Source organism: Indolivaga alginatilytica, assembly GCF_003201355.1.
Lineage (GTDB): Bacteria > Bacteroidota > Bacteroidia > Bacteroidales > Dysgonomonadaceae > Dysgonomonas_A > Dysgonomonas_A alginatilytica.
In genome coordinates, this window is sequence record NZ_QICL01000002.1 from 96461 (window position 1) to 114296 (window position 17836).

Consider the following 17836-nt stretch of genomic DNA (forward strand, 5'->3'; position numbering starts at 1 on the left):
TTAATAAATGTATGAAAATCAGAATGAAAGTTAAATTATTCTTTTCCATTGTACTCATCTTATCTACGATGACAGCATATAGTCAGGTAGGTATAGGTAAAACTACTTCATCTGCCACTTTGGATGTAGCGGCGGTTACCGACGGTTCCATAGCAGATGGTTTTATCGGGCCCCGATTGACAGGGAATCAACTGACAGCTAAGAATGCTCAATATGGGGCAGATCAAAATGCAACTCTCGTATATGTTACAGAGGTGGCGAGTGCCACTACGGGCAAAACTAAAAATGTAAAAACCATCGGGTATTATTTTTATGATGCCACAGCCGAAAGTGGGACGGGTTTATGGGTCGCATTTGCCGACAGTAGTAAAGAACAGTTTTACATTCCAACGATTCTTTTACCTACCGATATGTATTCATTGCCCGATGCGAATTATACTGCTCCTTCAACCAATAGGTTCACAGTTAACTTATATAATATTTATAAGGATCAATTGGGTACCCCTAAAGCTTCAAGTAACCCCATATCTTCTCTGAGAACGGGAACGGTGGCGAGCGACTACCATTACTTTGTACTTTATTACGACACCTCTGTATTTACTTCAGTTTCAGTAACAGCAGCCGGAATATTGACATACTATCTGGTAAGCGGGTATACTCCAACGGAAAAAACATTTATGAATATAGTATTCAGAGAAAAATAAAAACAACTAACTAAAACTCATCTAATAATGAAAAGGTTAAAAATATATTTGTCATTAATCTCATTCTTTTGTGTGAACAGTTTTATGTTTGCGCAGGTGGGAGTAAATACAGAGACGCCTGCGGCTACTCTCGAAGTAGTAGCGGGAAGTACAGGTGCTACTACTGCCGAAGGATTTATTGCGCCCCGATTGACCGGGGATCAACTGGCAGGCAAGAATGCACAATATGCAGCAGCACAAAATGGGGCTATCGTATATGTTACAGATGTCCCTGCAGCCCCTGCCGGTAAAACTATAGGTATAACAGCATCCGGATATTATTATTATGATGCTACGGCAAATAACGGTGCAGGAGCAAATTCTGGTTTGTGGATTCCCCTTTCGGGAATTAAAAAGCCCCAATTTTATATGCCCTCGGTAGTTTTGCCGGTTAAGGGTGATGCTTTACCCAATACTACAAACTACACGTATTCGAATGGTGTCTTTACAGTTAATCTGTTCAATATTTATAAAACGCAGTACGGGACTCCTCAGGCTAAGAGCCTTTCGTCCGCCACTTTGTCTGTGGGGGCTGCAGCTACAGCATTTGATTATTTTATTCTTTACTATGATCCCTCGGTATATACTTCTGTCACTGTATCTACGGCAGGCGTATTAAGTTATAGCATCGTTGCAGATTATAGCGTATCTGAGAAAACATTTATGAATATAATGTTTAAAGAAAAATGAAAAAATTATTGATAATTATTATAGTTTGTCTAGCGACTTCGGTTGTGTATTCACAAGACCCTTATCGTTTAGACAAAGTGGTATTGAGCGTCCGCGATTATGACTCTAAGGCTTTGGTTTTTGAGAAGAGTCTGAACGACTCTGTACAGATTATTTCTTCTGAATGGAATTTTCCACTTATACCGGTTTTTAAATCAGTGACTTTAGAGGGTGATAGAATTAGCTCAGGAGAGCTTTTAGATAATGGCAATAGATATAATCTGGATCGTGAGTCTAATGTCTTGACGCTATTGGAGGCTTTACCCGAAAAGGAGGAAATCGCAGGGTCTTCTCAAGAAGAAAAGAAAGTTACAGAGACAATCAGTGGATCTCATATTCCGGAATATACTATCCGACAATCGGGGAACCAGTTAACAATAACTTTCGATCAGATTATTTACGGCTCTTCCAACTATCCGGGACAAACACTGAAAGGAAAGTGCGAAATGATTTATGTAAAACCTTAAAAACAGAAAATCAGCAATGAAAAAGTTACTTTATCTATTTTTGAGTTTTACACTCTTCATTTCCAATATATATGCACAGGACTGTAATGATGTTACAGCCTCTGCCACTGTGATTCCTTCTACTTGCCAGAGTAACGGAACCATCACAATTACCTTCGCCGGTGCATCGGCGGATAAGCTTGTGAATAAACAATACTCATTGAAGTCGACAACAGGAAGCCTCTCTGTAGGGCCTGTCAGCACCAATGTATTTACTAACCTGCCTCCGGGCACTTACAACCTCGAAGCTGCCGGTTTCTGTAATACTTTAACCGGTCCAAGCATCGTGCGTACCGTCAATAATGTAGTAGTCACAGGTTCTTATCAGGAGCCCCGGCTATCATTTGTAGCTCCTGCTGCTACCAGTACAGCGGCTATACCCACCTCGCGTAATTCGTATCAGAATTGTACTACCGGACTTGTGGTGGTACTTCTCGAAAATGGTAACCAAACCAGTATGCCGACTTTTACCATTACATCTGCGCCTGCCGGAGTAACGGTGCCGCAAGTGGTGAGTGCTGTCAAGGCCACCAGTGGCTCGGCTGCTGCCGGATGGCGTTACACGCTTGGCGATACATGGCCTGCCGGTACATATACCGTGTCTGTCAATGACGGTTGTTACACTAGCGTGACATCATTTATAATCAAGGAACTAACAGCTGTTCCTACGGGAACTGCTTCGTACACGTATTTTGCTCCATATAATCCCGGTGTGCCTGACTGTTCTAAAGTGTATTATCGCCCATACTATTATTATAATTCTATCGATTATCCGGATTTTTATAGGTACTATTCTGATGGCTTGTATGAATATGGCATAGCACCCTTAAATGGGACGCCTAAAGATTGGTTTCGAATCAGGTACTTCTCGGGTAATAGTAGTACATATCAAGATCTGATTGATTTAGGTCCGGGCAAATATTCGGATTATTATTCCTCAGGCTCGCCTACTAATTTAACTCTTTATACAAGGGTGAAAGATTGCCCTTCTGCTATAACTTCAATAGGTCTTTATCTGAAGATACCGGCATTCAGTGTGAGTGCTTCTGATAACAATTGTGCGGGTATCAGGACATACACTGTAAATAAATACACTGATTATGACGGAGTCCTCTGTTATCCCCTTACTGTTACAATTACCGACCGGTCGACCGGAGAGGTAGTATATAACAATACTAATTATATGTCTACGGATCCGGCTATTACTTGGGTCTGTAATACCGGTGAGAGTTTCTACCGGAATATAACAGATGCTAACGGTTATAAATTGCAGACCAATTACTCGTTAACAGGTATAGCTGCCACAGATACTCCCACGCCGAGTCTGAGTACATTCAATAATTATAGTTCCGATAGGTATTGTGATTATTACGACAGGCCGTATAGCTCCAGTTACCCTTGCGACAATGGTTATCCTAATCCTGTCTATGTAACAGTGACAGATGATACCGGAGCTGTGATTCAAAGGGATACACTGATGAGTACAGTCGTAAAATATGCCCGCAACTTACAGTATGACAAACAATACACTCTCACCTTTGTTTATCCCAATAGCAATAACCTTACCAAGACTCTTGTATCGAAAACGTCTTCGTATATTCCTACGGCATTTACGCTGACGAAGTACTCAACCAGTGTCTGTGCAGATAACAGGGGTTACTTAAGAGTGTCAGCCACCTCTCCCTTAGGCACGGGCTATATGAGAAAAGGTGATACAGTAATAATTACCGGACCTGACGGGTATGTGTCACAAAGTTATACTAAAACTTCAGACGGAAGTTCTACTGATTATTATTATAGTTTTCCCGAGACATATCTGCCTCCCGGGGACTATACAGCTACAATCGTGTCTTGTGGCAAGCCCTATACTGTAACAACTGCTATACAGGGAGGCTATACAGGAGACAAACTGGGTTATAATCTGGAGAGGGATTGTATAAGTACAAAGCTTTTTCCTTCTGGAAGTATTTCTCTCAATGGAAATCCTGTCAGCACTGTTTATTTTCGTATGACTCAAGTACCCTCCGGAAGTGGTGCCAATTCTATGGTGATACCCAGTACAAGCAAGGAGTCTTTTTCACTTACCATCGCCGGAACCTATATATTGGGGATGATGACATCAAACAGCCTCACCGGATGTGCTATAAAGTCAGATACAATAGTATATAATCCTCAACCTCTGGCTTTAGACAAAGACAAAACAAGTGCATACTCTTGTCCTTCAGGTGAAACAGGGTATCTAACCCTACAGGCCACCAATGGAGTTGCACCGTATACTTATACCATTTATGATGAGACAAATACAATACGACTGACTGATCCTATGACTTCGGAACATGAAATCGATCTCGGGAATTTTGGTGTTGCCAACGAGACCTATACAGTACGTATTTCAGATGCTTGCGGTAACTCTTTTCCCCAGCAAGTTACACTCGTATCGTTAGACAGAACGGCCTTAGCTTACGGGCAAACTCCGGTATGTTATGGCAGCCCTATTAGTCTTAATGGGTTTACAGTTACTAATGCGACATATAACTGGACAGGTCCGAATGGATTTACCTCAACCGAGAAAAATCCTGTAATACCTAATGCGTCATCTAAAGAAGAAGGTTTGTATATAGTAGAAATTACCAGTACGACATGTGGAGTAACGGTAAAAGACACTATTGATATCTCGGTATATGACCCTGTAAGCGTTGCCGATCTGCATGGAAAAATGCAGGAAGCAACATTCTGTGCTTATCAGGCAATTATGCTGGGACAAGCTGCTACCGGAGGAAGTGGAAATTTTACATACCAATGGGCATATAATAGCAGTAATCTGGGTACAGGAGTTTGGTATGATATAGCAGGAGAGACAAATCCGATATTTAAATCCGCCTCTACAACTTATATGTTTACAAGTACACAAGCGAATCCTACGCGCAGGTATATGCGTCTTACGATAACAGATGCTACTTGTGGTCCATATGTATTGTATTATCACACCAATGCCAGAGGATGTATGTTTCTAGCTAATCCTGATCTAAGAAGCCCGGGTACGGAAACAACAGGGAATTAAAGGATAGATAATCTAAAGATGGTTAGTCAAATAACCATAAAACAAAATATAAAAACGGTTTCAATTGATTAATTGAAACCGTTTTTTGCATTTATGTGAATGATATAATCAGTGTAATGATGCTCCTTCGTTTAGAATCATGGCAAAGAGCTGCCAACTGATTAATGAAAAGCTATTTCATATTAGCTTAGCTGTCTGAAATAAAAAGTGGGGAGATTTTATATCTCCCCACTTTTGGTATATCTTGAAATTTATTTCTCGAAAAATAAGACTTCCTATTTTAGAAAACAAGAGTCAATATCCAATATACGAATCCTGCCATAAGAGCGCTCACAGGAATAGTTATAATCCATGCAACCAATAAATCTTTGGTTACACCCCATCTAACTGCCGATAGTCGCTTAACTGCCCCTACACCCATAATACTACCGGTGATAACGTGAGTAGTACTTACCGGAATGTGAAGCATTTCAGAAATGAATAGAGTGATAGACCCCGCTGTTTGTGCACAAAAGCCTTCAACAGGAGTAATCTTGGTGATACGGTTACCCATAGTCTTCATGATTTTCCATCCTCCCGACATAGTACCTATTGCAATAGCCGAGAAACAGACTAGCGGAATCCAGTCATGCATTTCGCTCATGTCCGACATTGCCATCCAGTGAGGAAGATCGGGTATACCCTGATTGGCTATTAGTGCCGCAGCTATAATACCCATTACTTTTTGAGAATCATTCAGTCCGTGCCCAATACTGAGTAAAGCTGATGATATAAGCTGTAAGCCTTTAAACCATCTGTCGGCTTTGCCCGGTTTTACCTTTTTCATGGCATGGAGGGTAATTATCGTAATAATATTACCACCAATCATACCAATTAATGGAGCAACCACAATGAATAATGCAATTATACCAACTGTATCTAAATGAACAGCTTTAAGCCCACCTCCTGCAATAGCAGCTCCTGCAAATCCTCCGATAAGAGTATGCGAAGACGACGAAGGGATACCAAGCCACCAAGTGATAAGATTCCAAGTGATTGCTGCAACTAATCCTGCAATGATAACATGTGAAGGCGATGCGATACTGGACAAGTCTACTGTTTTTGCAACAGTGTTTGCTATACCGAATCCTCCAATGATGTGTTTTGCTATGAAATAGGCAACGAAGTTAAAAAATGCCGCCCAGATAACAGCTTGAGTAGGTGTAAGGACTTTGGTCGACACTACAGTTGCGATAGAATTCGCAGCATCGTGAAAACCGTTTATGTAGTCAAAAATAATAGCAAGAACAATAATAATAATTAATAGCGTCATTGATTTGCTTTATTTTATGAGTATTTGACGATGATAGTCTTTATTATTTTACCAACAGCCTCTTGAGTGTCGGTTGCTTTTTCAAGCTCATGTAGGATATCCTTCAACTTTATTACTTCAATAGCATCTTTTTCATTTTCGAAAAGATCGATGAGGAAATGCTCATATACATCATCCGCCTTAGATTCTATTTCATGTAATTTGTTACAATACTCTCTAACCTTTGTAGGGTTTTTCTTCAAAACATCAAGCTCGTCAATAGCTTTAGTCAAGTATTCAGCCGATTCGCGAACCAATAGAGCCAACAATTTAGCACTCTCGGGCATTACTTTCGGACTGTACAGCATGATTCTTTTAGCACAACTATTGATGTGATCAATAACGTCATCCAGCCTGCTCGACAGTGTATTGATGTCTTCTCTGTCGAATGGAGTAATAAACGTGTTGTTTAACTCTTCAAAAATCTTCGCTTGGAGTTTATCTCCGCGACGTTCCTGATCTTTTACTTTTTTGTATAACTCAACTGCTTCTGCATGGTTTTTTGCTTGTACACATCCAATGATCAGATCAGAAGCCGTTAGGATAACATCAGCCATTTGACTGAGTAGTGGAAAGAATTTGTTTTCTTTTGGAACAAATCTGTCGAATAAGTTATTCTTCATATGTTTATTTAACCTGTAAGTCTAGATACTCGGTTTTAATATTTTGGTGCAAAGATATAGTAAAAAACAAAAAGTTAACCTTTTTTTAACACTAAAAAGTGAACAATTTGTAACATTGTTACAATCTATCTACTTGTCAATTAAGTGAGATGAAGTATCTGATGTGGTATTTCAAGGTAATAACGATTAATCGTTTTTTATTTACCAAATAAATAAAAAGATATGAGACCTTAAGAATATGTATTTAATTTCTTTTTTAAAGTGTTCACGGGGTATAGTACAATAAGAAAGCCTATGAGGCTGACAGTTACAAAGATAAATAATATGTCGGATGCTAAAACCGAAACCGGATAAGCATCAACAACAAAAGTTCCGGGCGTTTGCCCTAGTTTTAGTAAACCGAAATGTTCTTGTAAGAGGCAAAGAGTAAGTCCCAGAATGAGTCCGGTAATGGCCCCTGTCATCGAGATCAGCCATCCTTCTATTAAAAAAATTCGAGAGATCAGTTTGTTGTTTGCTCCCATGTTTTGTAATATTTTGATGTCATCATGTTTATCGACTATCAGCATAGATAGTGATCCGACTACATTAAATACCGCAATAATGAGGATGAAAGCAAGTATAAGGAATGTGACCCATTTTTCGATATTCACCATTCGGAATGAGTCGGCTTGTTGTTCAAACCTGTTTTTTACGATAAAGCTGTCGCCAAGAATGTCTTGTATTTTCTTTTCCACCTGATCCGCAGAAGCATCATCTTTCAGTTTTATATCCAGTGATGTTACCTCTTTGTCATACCTGAAAAGCTGACGTGCCAGACTGAGTGATACAATCAACATTTGCTCATCGTATTTGGCTTGATTAAGAGAAAATATTCCCGAAGGATAGGCATATACCTGCGTAAAAGCACCCGAGGGGTTCGCCATTTGTATTTTTACATCCCGTTTGGGCGAATATATTTCTAATGGAGTGATGTTATCAGCTCTTAATCCCAAATTCATAGCCAGTCCGACTCCTGCAACACAATAATCAACATCACCTTCTTTCAGGGCAAAAACACCGTTTATTGTAATTCGGTTTATATCTGCCATCTTTTTGAAATTATCCGAGACCCCTTTTATTAAAACAGGATCTTGTCTCTCTCCATACCTCACTAAGGCATGTTCTTCAATTGTTTCGGAGATGATATCTATTTCGGGCAGTTGCTTTATTTTTTGAATATTAGGGTCTGATGGGTCGAAAACTTTACCCTTTGCAGGTGAGATTTGTAAAGTGGGATCAATCACGCTGAAAGAATCCGATACCAGTTTGGTAAAGCCGTTAAATATAGAAAGCGTGCATACCATCGCCAGAGTAGCGATAGCTATACCGCATACCGAAATCATAGAAATCACATTGATTGCATTATGCGATTTCTTGGAGAATAAATATCGGCGTGCTATGTAAAAAGATAGATTCACTCTTCAGTTTCTTTCTTATCCTCAGGTTTTAATAATCGGTCGATATTTTCCAGATAATCCAATGAATCATCTATAAAAAATACGAGAGCAGGAATAATGCGCAGTTGTTTTCCCAGGCGTTGCCCTAAATCGTAACGTATTGCTTTTACGTTAGTCTTGATATTCACTAATAATTCCGGTCCTTTTTCGGAAGGGAAAATACTTAAATACGCTTTTGCTACACTTAAGTCAGAACTGATTCTTACACCACTTACCGATACTAGTATTCCCGGCATCGCTTTAGTTTGTAATAAGAATATTTCGCCCAATTCTTTTTGGATCAATCTGTTTATTTTCTGTTGTCTGGTTGTTTCCATTATTTATATGTATATCGTAATTTTTTTTCAGTTAGTCGAAGTATACTATTTAGCTTGCGACCTTATTTCTTCCAAATGAGAGTTAATCCATCCCGAATCGGTAGAATAACTTTCTCTACTCTGTTGTCTTTTTCAAGCATATCATTGAATGCCTGTATACCTATTGTCTGTTTGTCGGTAGGGTGAGGAGTTTCCAAAACCTTCCCGTCCCAAAGGGTATTATCGGCTATAATTAAGCCACCCGAACGAACTTTGTCGAATATCAGATCGTAATACTCGCAGTAATGCCGTTTATTGGCATCTATAAAAACAAGGTCAAAGATACAATCTATTGTTGGTATTATCTGTATCGCATCACCAATATGTAAGTGTATCTTGTCTTTGAGTTTCGATTTATGCAGATGTTTCATGATGAAATCCTCCAGTTCATCATTAACTTCTATTGTATGAATCTCTGCATTATCGGCAGCCCCTTCTGCCAGACAAAGAGTTGCATATGCAGTATAAGTTCCTATTTCCAGAATATATTTAGGTTGTACAATCCTGCAAAACATTTTCAAAAGTCTTCCTTGCAAATGTCCTGATATCATACGTGGACGAAGTAGGTTTACATGAGCATCTCGGTTGAGATTTCTCAACAATTCGCCCTCTTCATCTATATGCGTTAGGATATATTGTTCTATATTGTCTTGCTCCATATTTTTATACAATAATCTTACCGACGGTAAAATTAATCATTTTTACGCCTTTTCGTTCTACAATGTTTTCTCTTTCTAAAGTAAATCCTTTATGAAGGAAAAATGGAAGAGCTACTTTTGATGCATCTACTGTCAGTTTTTCTATTTGCAGTCTTATAGCTTCTGTCTCTACTTTTTGATATAACAAAGAGGCAATTCCTTTACGTTGATAATCGGGATGGGTATATAAATAATTAATATATCCTTTTGATGGAATAAAATCTATAAATCCTGCGATTGTATCATCCATAAGGCAGACCCAGGTTTTAGTCAGATGGAGATTCTGTTTCAGAATTGAATCGGGTGCCCATGCATTTTGCTGTTCATATGTATATATATCGGTGGGGATATTATGTACCGCCTGATGCAATATTTTAGTCAAACAAGAAAAGTCTTCCGGAATGTATTCTCTGATTTGCATGTGTATGGTTGCTAAAAAAACGAATGAGATAATAGGCGATTATTATGTCGCTATTATCTCATCTGTTGCAGTTATGCTATTTTGTTTCTATACAAAGTTGCAATATTATTCTACCGGAACATCATATTTGTCACCAGCTTCAAGTACTTTACCTACATTGTTGATTTCAAGGAAAGTTGTACCTCCACCTTCAGTGAAGCTTCCGCTTAAATATGCAACAGTATCACCTTTATCCAGAGCTTTCACTTCTGTAAGATTTTTCAATGCTTTCAGGAAATATTCTTTGTGTTTGTTAGTAGTGTAACCTGTATCCTCTTGGAAACGGGCGTCAACACCATAACAAACCGAAAGATAACGAGCAACTTCCTCTTTATTACAGAATGCATAAACTGTATTTTTGCTACGGAAAGCAGCTAATGTACGTGCAGTACGTCCGGTTACACTATCAGTAATAATTGCTTTAACACCAAGTTGGCTTACCGATTTAACAGCTTGTTTTGCAAGGAATGAAGTATTATCGTATTCTGAATCTTTGAATGGAACAGGAATAATGTTCTCTTCCAATTTAGAGATTTCAGCAGCACGAGCCACTTGAGCCATTGTGCGAACAGCCTCAACAGGATATTTACCGTAAGCAGTTTCGCCACTCAACATCACAGCATCAGTTCCGTAATATACTGCATTTGCAATATCGGCAACTTCAGCACGTGTCGGACGTGGATTTTCGATCATAGTGTGTAACATTTGAGTAGCAACGATAACCGGTTTTTTGTATTCGATTGCTTTACGGATCAACAAACGTTGGATTCCCGGAATGTTTTCTTGTGGAACTTCAATACCTAGGTCACCACGAGCAACCATTACACCATAAGCGTGTTCGTAAATTTCGTCGATGTTATCAACACCTTCTTGATTTTCGATTTTAGCGATGATTTTAATGTCACTGTTGTGAGCATCCAATATTTTTTGAACGTCAAGAACATCTTCTTTATGTCTTACGAAAGAGTGTGCAATGAAGTCAGCTCCGTATTTGATAGCTATTTCAATACATTTTTTATCTTTCTCAGTGATTGAAGGTAGATTAACGCTAACACCTGGGATGTTTACGCTTTTACGGCTACCGATTGTTCCGTTATTTTGAACTTCTACAAGAAGAAAGTCATTTCCTTTTTCGATTACCTTAAGTGCAGTTTCACCATCATCGATAAGAAGAAGATTTCCTACAGGAACATCTTTTACGATACTTGGGTATGATACAGCTACTTGTTCTGGAGTCGATTTTACATCAATGTTTCCGATCACTTTCAGCCTGTCACCTGTTTTCACAACAATCTTTTCACCAGACTCAGTTGCAGTTGTGCGGATTTCAGGACCTTTAGTGTCCATCATCAGACCGATAGTCTTAGATACCGCACGTACGTTGTTGATTACTTGAACGAATCCTTCTTCTGTCATGTGAGCCGAGTTCATTCGAACTACATTGATTCCTTCGTTGTACAACGATTGGATGAAATCAACATCACAACGCATGTCTGAAATTGTTGCAACAATTTTCGTTTTCTTAAACATAAAAGTAGTTTTTAATTATAATAATTATTTTGTATTTCTAATAATGTATTCAATCGCTAATTTGTAGGATTCGAGTCCGAGTCCGACTACTGCACCTTTGCAGGCTGGTGCTATCATCGATTTGTGACGAAACTCTTCTCTCGCATGTATGTTAGAGATATGCACCTCTATAACCGGAGTGGTTACCGCTTTTATTGCATCATGCAGAGCTATTGAGGTATGGGTGTATGCTCCCGCATTTATAACAATACCATCATATTCAAATCCGACTTCATGTATCTTATCTATCAGATCTCCTTCGTGATTAGATTGGTAGTAGAATAATTCGCAACTATCAGTATATAATGAAACCAATTCGGCGAAATACATGTCAAATGTAGTATTGCCATATATTGAAGGTTCACGTTTTCCTAATAAGTTTAAATTAGGTCCGTTTATTACCAATATCTTCATGTATAATAGTGTTTTAGCTATACAAAGTGATTGCTGAGAAATAATCATACAAAGATAGACAAATTTTTGTGTATTAAATACTAAATAGATGCAGTTTTATGCAAAATAAGAATGTGTTAATGTGAAAAAAAGCGACAGCCATATTCTTGAAGAATAATCTGTCGCTTTTTTATAGAATTGTACTATTTAAAGTCTAATGCCTAGTATGATCTTTTCTCTAAACCTTCAACATAATTAAGGAAAGCTGTATTTACCATACGGTTGCCTCCCGGTGTAGGGTAGTTGCCCGAGAAATACCAGTCTCCTTTGTTGTCCGGACATGCCTTGTGAAGATTCTCGATGCTTTGGAATACGATTTCCACCTTGGCTTCCGTCCCTTCCGGTGTTAGCATTTCTGCTATCTTCTCAGAGATTTCTTCTTCTGTGAAAGGTGCATATATTTCCTTTACATAATTAACTATTTCCTCTTTCGGCTTATCGCGCTGAGCAGCTGATTTTTGATAAACGTCATCAATTATCTGTTGCAGGTTTCTGTCTTTTAGAAGTTGGATTGCTGCTCTGAAAGCTGCAAATTCGCTCATGCGTGACATATCTATACCATAACAGTCAGGATACCTGATCTGAGGTGATGAAGATAGGACTACGATCTTCTTGGGGTGTAATCTGTCGAGCATCTTAATGATACTTTGTTGCAGGGTTGTTCCCCTAACTATACTATCATCTATTACTACAAGGTTGTCTTTGTAGGGACGGATCGACTCGTACGTAACGTCATATACGTGTGCTGCCAGATCGTTACGGCCTTTATCTTCGGAAATAAATGTTCTTAGTTTAATATCTTTGATTGCAACCTTTTCGGTGCGGACTTTCATGGCTAATATTCGTTTCAGATCGTCATTGGTTGCATGTTCCCCTTTTTCTCTGATCTTTTTGAATCTTACTTCCTGCATGTATTCCTCTAACCCTTGAGTCATTCCGTAAAATGCAACTTCGGCTGTATTTGGAATAAATGAAAATACAGTGTTGCGAAGATCGGAATCAATAGATTTGAGAATACGTGGAAGCAATAGTTTTCCGAGTTCTTTTCTTTCTCTGTAAATATCAGAATCAGATCCTCTCGAGAAATAAATCCTCTCGAATGAACAAGGTGCAAACGATTCTTTCTTTTCTAATATTTGAGGAAACATAACACGACCGTCTTTTTTTACAACGATAGCTTGTCCCGCTTCCAATTCTTTAATATCGGAAACATCGAGATTCATTGTTGTTTGAATAACCGGACGTTCAGAGGCAACCACTACAATTTCGTCATCCATATAATAATATGCCGGACGAATACCCCATGGGTCACGGAAAACAAATGAATCACCGCAACCTATCAACCCGCCTATAACAAATCCTCCATCCCAATTTTTGCTGGCAGTGCGCAGCATAAATGGTATGTCCAGATTTTCTTCGATAAGCTTATTAAGATCAGTTCCTTTTACCGTTTTATCTTTTCCGTATTTATCGTATTGGAATTGCACCTCACGATCGAGATGATGACCCAGAGATTCCAAAAGGACAAAAGTATCGGCATAATCACGAGGATGTTGCCCTTCCTTTAATAAATCATTAAAAAGCTCGTCAACATTGGTCATATTGAAGTTTCCGGCAAGAGCCAGATTACGTGATGCCCAATTGTTGCGTCTGAGGAAAGGATGTACATAAGACAAGCCTGTTTTTCCGGTAGTACTATATCTCAAGTGTCCTAGAAATAATTCGCCTGCAAACGGTAGGTTGTTCTTTGCGAAAATAGGATCTTCGAGGTTCTCGGAAGAGATTTTACCAAAGTGGTTGTGTACATTACCGAATATTTCGGAAATGGCACTCGATCCTGTTGCTCTCTCTCTGAAAATAAATTCAGTACCCGGTTGTGCATCCAGCTTCACAACTGCTAAGCCGGCTCCTTCCTGCCCGCGGTTGTGTTGTTTCTCCATAAGCAGATACAATTTATTGAGGCCATGCCTCCATGTACCATACTTTTCCTGATAATATTCAAGTGGTTTTAAAAGACGGATCATTGCGATCCCGCATTCGTGCTTTAAAGCTTCTGTCATTACAGTATTCTAAGGTGGAAATGTTCTTCTTATCTTTAAAAAGATACTACAAATATACGGTGAATTTTGGATGAAAAAAAGGAAGAATAATTTAAAATAATAGAAAAAAAGAATGTTAGAAAAAAAAGCGCAATTTTTGTAACCAATAATAAAATTCCGAGTCTTACTGGATAAGAGTGGAAATTAAACCTTCATTTTGACTGAAAATAGAATTTTTGACAGGTGTTTTGGTAAAAAAATATATAAAAGGTTTGCTAAACAAAAATAATTTAGAACTTTGTGATATTTCCTTTCGAAATGATACTAATACAGAAGCAAGGCTGATAAAAATATATAAACAGACTTAAAGTGATACAAATAAGAAATCTCAATAAAACGTACTACGGAGGCTCACCTTTACATGTACTTAAAGGTATAGATATGAGCGTTGACAAAGGTGAATTCCTTTCTATAATGGGAGCATCGGGATCCGGTAAATCTACGCTGTTGAATATTCTCGGAATATTGGATACTTATGACACCGGAGACTATTATTTAGATAATGTACTCATAAAAAACCTCAGTGAGTCGAAAGCTGCAGAACTACGTAACCGTAAGATCGGTTTTATCTTTCAATCCTTTAACCTGATAACATTTAAGAATGCGTTGGAAAACGTATCTCTTCCATTATATTATCAGGGAGTAAGCCGCAAAAAGAGGAATATACTGGCGATGGAATATCTCGATAAGATGGGATTGGCCAGCCATGCCACGCATTTACCTAACGAATTGTCGGGAGGACAAAAGCAGCGTGTCGCGATAGCCCGTGCATTGATTGCACAGCCTCAGATCATTCTGGCAGATGAGCCTACAGGGGCATTGGATAGTAAAACATCGGAAGATGTGATGCGTTTGCTTCGTGAGATTAATGAGATTGACGGCATGACTATGATTATTGTAACACATGAGCAAGGAGTAGCTGCTGCTACCGATCGGGTGATACATATAAAAGATGGTATAATAGGGTCGATAGAGATAAATAAAGGCTAAAACAGTCAACAGTTATCAGTTACTTGTTTATTGCTGACTGATAACTGATAACTAATTCCCAAATCTATGTTTGATTTTGATTCATTAAGAGAGATTGGTGCCACTATCAGTAAGAATAAACTCCGTACTTTTTTGACGGGCTTTTCTATTGCGTGGGGTATCTTCATGCTGATTGTATTGCTGGGTGCGGGCAATGGTTTGAAAAACGGGATAACTGCTAATTTTTCGAACCGGGCAAAAAATGCAGTAAGTGTTGGGACAGGATATGTTTCGATGCCTTACAAAGGTTTGCCGGTAGACCGACAAGTTAAATTTGATAATAAGGACTATGACTTATTACGAAATAAAATCCCCGAAGTAGATTATGTATCGGCTCAGATAGAACGCAGATCAACTATTTCTTTTAATAAAGAATATGGTTCGTGGGGGATGAACGGAGTATATCCCGATGCTGCTTATATCGGTAACATCGATATGTCGACAGGAACGGGACGGTTTATCAACCAGATAGATATGGATCAGAAACGAAAAGTAATCGTCATTAATACCGAGATGCAGGAAGTTCTTTTTAAAGGAGAAGATCCTTTGGGTAAGTATGTTACAGCAGATGGGATTGCTTATCAGGTGGTAGGTGTATATAAAGACGAAAGCGGACGTACGAATATTCCCTCTTTTGTTCCCTTCTCAACAGCTCAAAGCCTCTATGGTAAAGGCTACAATGTGGATAGACTCGATTTTACAGTAAAAGGGATTAAGACGATGCCCGAGAATGAAGCTTTTATTAAAAGGTTGAGAGAGAAACTGGGAGCTTTGCATAATTTTGATCCCGAAGATAAATCGGCAATATGGATATGGAATACAGCAGAAGAGGCAGTTCAAACTGAGGCTATATTTGGCGGGATAACCATGTTTATATGGGTTGTAGGTATTGCTTCGCTTATTGCAGGGATTGTAGGTGTCGGTAACATTATGCTTATAACCGTAAAAGAAAGAACCCGTGAGTTTGGAATCAGAAAAGCGATCGGAGCAAATCCGTATTCTATATTGAAGCTGGTATTATTGGAGTCGATAATTATAACTACTGCATTTGGATACATCGGAATGGTAGTCGGCGTCGGGCTTACCGAATTGATAAGTGAAGGAATGAGGATAGCTCCTGCTTCGACGGAAGGAGGTCCCAGTGTCTTTAAAGACCCTACTGTCGACTTGGGTATTGTTTTAGCAGCCACCTTGGTTCTGATAGTATCGGGGGTGTTTGCAGGATATATTCCGGCTAAGAAAGCGGTAAGTATCAGTCCTATCGAAGCTATGCGTTCCGAATAAGACCGCAGACGTTTTTTGCTTTCGAAGTATGGCAGTAATAGACAGATATAATACTAGTAGGATGCCATACAGACATCACTAATTGCTTAAAAACAAAAAGAAATAGTAGACTATGTTCGATTTAGATAAGTGGCAGGAAATATGGAGCACCATCACCGCAAATAAAATGCGAAGCGTGATGACCGGCTTTGGAGTCTTTTGGGGGATTTTTATGTTGGTTTTCCTGATAGGTGCAGGTAATGCTCTCGAAGGAGGAATGGAGCAAAACATAAAGGGATTTGCCCGAAATTCGGGATTCTTCTGGACAAATGCAACCAGCGAACCTTATAAGGGTTACAGGAAAGGGCGTTCATGGAATATGAATAATCGTGACCTTGAAATAATAAGGCAAAAGGCTACGGCTCTTGAGTATATTTCGCCCATGTTATTTGGCGGAAGTTCTTCCAAAAATGTTGTGATAGGTCGTAAATCGACCTCTGCTCAGGTGATGGGGGTTTATCCCGATCAGTTCAAAATACAAACTCAGACTATAATAAGAGGTCGCTTATTTAATGATCTGGATATTCGAAAAGTCAGCAAAGTCGCTTTAATAGGTAAAACTGTTGCCGAAAACTTATTTGATAGCGGACAAAACCCTATAGGCGCCTATATCCGTGTGAATGGTATATATTTTCAGGTAGTGGGCGTTATTCGCCCCAATTCTAAAGCTCAGATCGGTGCAGATGCCGAGACCTCTGTCTTTATACCATTCTCTACTATGCAGAAAGCATTTAACCAAGGTGATATTATTCACTTTATGGGTGCTACAGCCAAGCCGGGAGTGCCTGTATCCGTTTTAGAAGATCAGATTAAAACAATCTTGAAAACAAATCACAGTATAGCCCCCAATGATGACAAGGCTGCCCGAAGTGTTAATGTTGAAAAGGAATTTCAAACCTTTGCAAATTTGTTTTTGGGTATACGATCGCTTATCTGGATCGTAGGGCTAGGATCATTACTCTCGGGAATTATCGGAGTTAGTAATATTATGCTTGTTACGGTGCGTGAGCGAACCCGCGAGATTGGGGTACGCCGTGCTTTAGGGGCAAAACCAATGGCAATTGTTTCTCAAATTGTGAGTGAAAGTTTTGTATTGACTTTTATTGCAGGGTTTGCGGGCTTATTCTTTGGCGTAGTTATTCTGGAGATGATAAGTACGGCAATGAGGGGAGGAGCCAGTGAAGATATGTTCTTTATCCCTCCTTTTATATCTTTCGGAACAGCCATTATCTCGATGACCATACTTATCTCTTCGGGTTTGTTTGCAGGGCTGATACCGGCTTTACGGGCTTTGAGTATTAAAGCGATTGATGCAATACGTGAAGAGTAAATAACTA

The 17836-nt window shown here is 39.0% G+C and carries 16 protein-coding genes; 7 read left to right on the top strand and 9 right to left on the bottom strand.

The window, feature by feature from the left end:
* Positions 1 to 23: 23 nt before the first annotated feature.
* The 4 genes from CLV62_RS03100 to CLV62_RS03115 are packed head-to-tail and all read left to right on the top strand — an operon-like array spanning position 24 to position 5039.
* A complete protein-coding gene (locus tag CLV62_RS03100; protein WP_146212689.1) occupies positions 24 to 704 on the top strand; it encodes a hypothetical protein in 681 nt (226 codons plus the stop codon).
* Positions 705 to 731: 27 nt separating this feature from the next.
* On the top strand, positions 732 to 1433 hold the full coding sequence (locus CLV62_RS03105; protein ID WP_146212690.1) for a hypothetical protein: 702 nt from the start codon (positions 732 to 734) through the stop codon (positions 1431 to 1433).
* Positions 1430 to 1939: a hypothetical protein gene (locus CLV62_RS03110; protein ID WP_110309336.1), complete on the top strand. Its 510-nt coding sequence runs from the start codon at positions 1430 to 1432 to the stop codon at positions 1937 to 1939. Before CLV62_RS03105 ends, CLV62_RS03110 begins: the two co-directional genes overlap by 4 nt.
* Before the next feature lie 16 nt (positions 1940 to 1955).
* Positions 1956 to 5039: an Ig-like domain-containing protein gene (locus tag CLV62_RS03115; protein ID WP_110309337.1), complete on the top strand. Its 3084-nt coding sequence runs from the start codon at positions 1956 to 1958 to the stop codon at positions 5037 to 5039.
* 280 nt (positions 5040 to 5319) lie between these two features.
* Here the strand turns inward: CLV62_RS03115 and CLV62_RS03120 are convergent, their stop codons facing one another.
* From CLV62_RS03120 to CLV62_RS03160, 9 genes are all read right to left on the bottom strand, one after another.
* Entirely contained in the window at positions 5320 to 6351 is a 1032-nt protein-coding gene (locus CLV62_RS03120; protein WP_110309338.1) for an inorganic phosphate transporter, read from the bottom strand.
* A 14-nt stretch (positions 6352 to 6365) separates the two neighbouring features.
* Positions 6366 to 7013, bottom strand: a complete 648-nt coding sequence (locus CLV62_RS03125) for a DUF47 domain-containing protein (RefSeq protein ID WP_110309339.1) — start codon at positions 7011 to 7013, stop codon at positions 6366 to 6368.
* Positions 7014 to 7243: 230 nt separating this feature from the next.
* On the bottom strand, positions 7244 to 8473 hold the full coding sequence (locus CLV62_RS03130) for an ABC transporter permease (RefSeq protein ID WP_110309340.1): 1230 nt from the start codon (positions 8471 to 8473) through the stop codon (positions 7244 to 7246).
* A complete protein-coding gene (gene rbfA / locus CLV62_RS03135) occupies positions 8470 to 8829 on the bottom strand; it encodes a 30S ribosome-binding factor RbfA (protein WP_110309341.1) in 360 nt (119 codons plus the stop codon). Before rbfA ends, CLV62_RS03130 begins: the two co-directional genes overlap by 4 nt.
* Before the next feature lie 62 nt (positions 8830 to 8891).
* Entirely contained in the window at positions 8892 to 9527 is a 636-nt protein-coding gene (locus CLV62_RS03140) for an O-methyltransferase (protein ID WP_110309342.1), read from the bottom strand.
* 4 nt (positions 9528 to 9531) lie between these two features.
* Positions 9532 to 9987 (bottom strand): GNAT family N-acetyltransferase, encoded by a 456-nt coding sequence (locus CLV62_RS03145; protein WP_110309343.1) that lies wholly within the window; start codon positions 9985 to 9987, stop codon positions 9532 to 9534.
* A 105-nt stretch (positions 9988 to 10092) separates the two neighbouring features.
* Positions 10093 to 11556, bottom strand: coding sequence for a pyruvate kinase (gene pyk / locus CLV62_RS03150; RefSeq protein WP_110309344.1), 1464 nt, complete (start codon positions 11554 to 11556; stop codon positions 10093 to 10095).
* 24 nt (positions 11557 to 11580) lie between these two features.
* A complete protein-coding gene (gene aroQ, locus CLV62_RS03155) occupies positions 11581 to 12009 on the bottom strand; it encodes a type II 3-dehydroquinate dehydratase (protein ID WP_110309345.1) in 429 nt (142 codons plus the stop codon).
* Between the two features lie 200 nt (positions 12010 to 12209).
* Positions 12210 to 14108 (bottom strand): amidophosphoribosyltransferase, encoded by a 1899-nt coding sequence (locus CLV62_RS03160; RefSeq protein WP_110309346.1) that lies wholly within the window; start codon positions 14106 to 14108, stop codon positions 12210 to 12212.
* Between the two features lie 348 nt (positions 14109 to 14456).
* On the opposite strand from CLV62_RS03160, the gene CLV62_RS03165 reads away from it, so the two are divergent.
* From CLV62_RS03165 to CLV62_RS03175, 3 genes are all read left to right on the top strand, one after another.
* Complete coding sequence (locus CLV62_RS03165; RefSeq protein ID WP_110309347.1) at positions 14457 to 15137, top strand: ABC transporter ATP-binding protein; 681 nt, start codon at positions 14457 to 14459, stop codon at positions 15135 to 15137.
* Positions 15138 to 15203: 66 nt separating this feature from the next.
* The gene (locus CLV62_RS03170) at positions 15204 to 16460 is read left to right on the top strand and encodes an ABC transporter permease (RefSeq protein ID WP_110309348.1); all 1257 of its coding nucleotides are present in this window, start codon (positions 15204 to 15206) and stop codon (positions 16458 to 16460) included.
* Positions 16461 to 16572: 112 nt separating this feature from the next.
* On the top strand, positions 16573 to 17829 hold the full coding sequence (locus CLV62_RS03175) for an ABC transporter permease (protein ID WP_110309349.1): 1257 nt from the start codon (positions 16573 to 16575) through the stop codon (positions 17827 to 17829).
* The last annotated feature ends 7 nt before the right edge of the window (positions 17830 to 17836 follow it).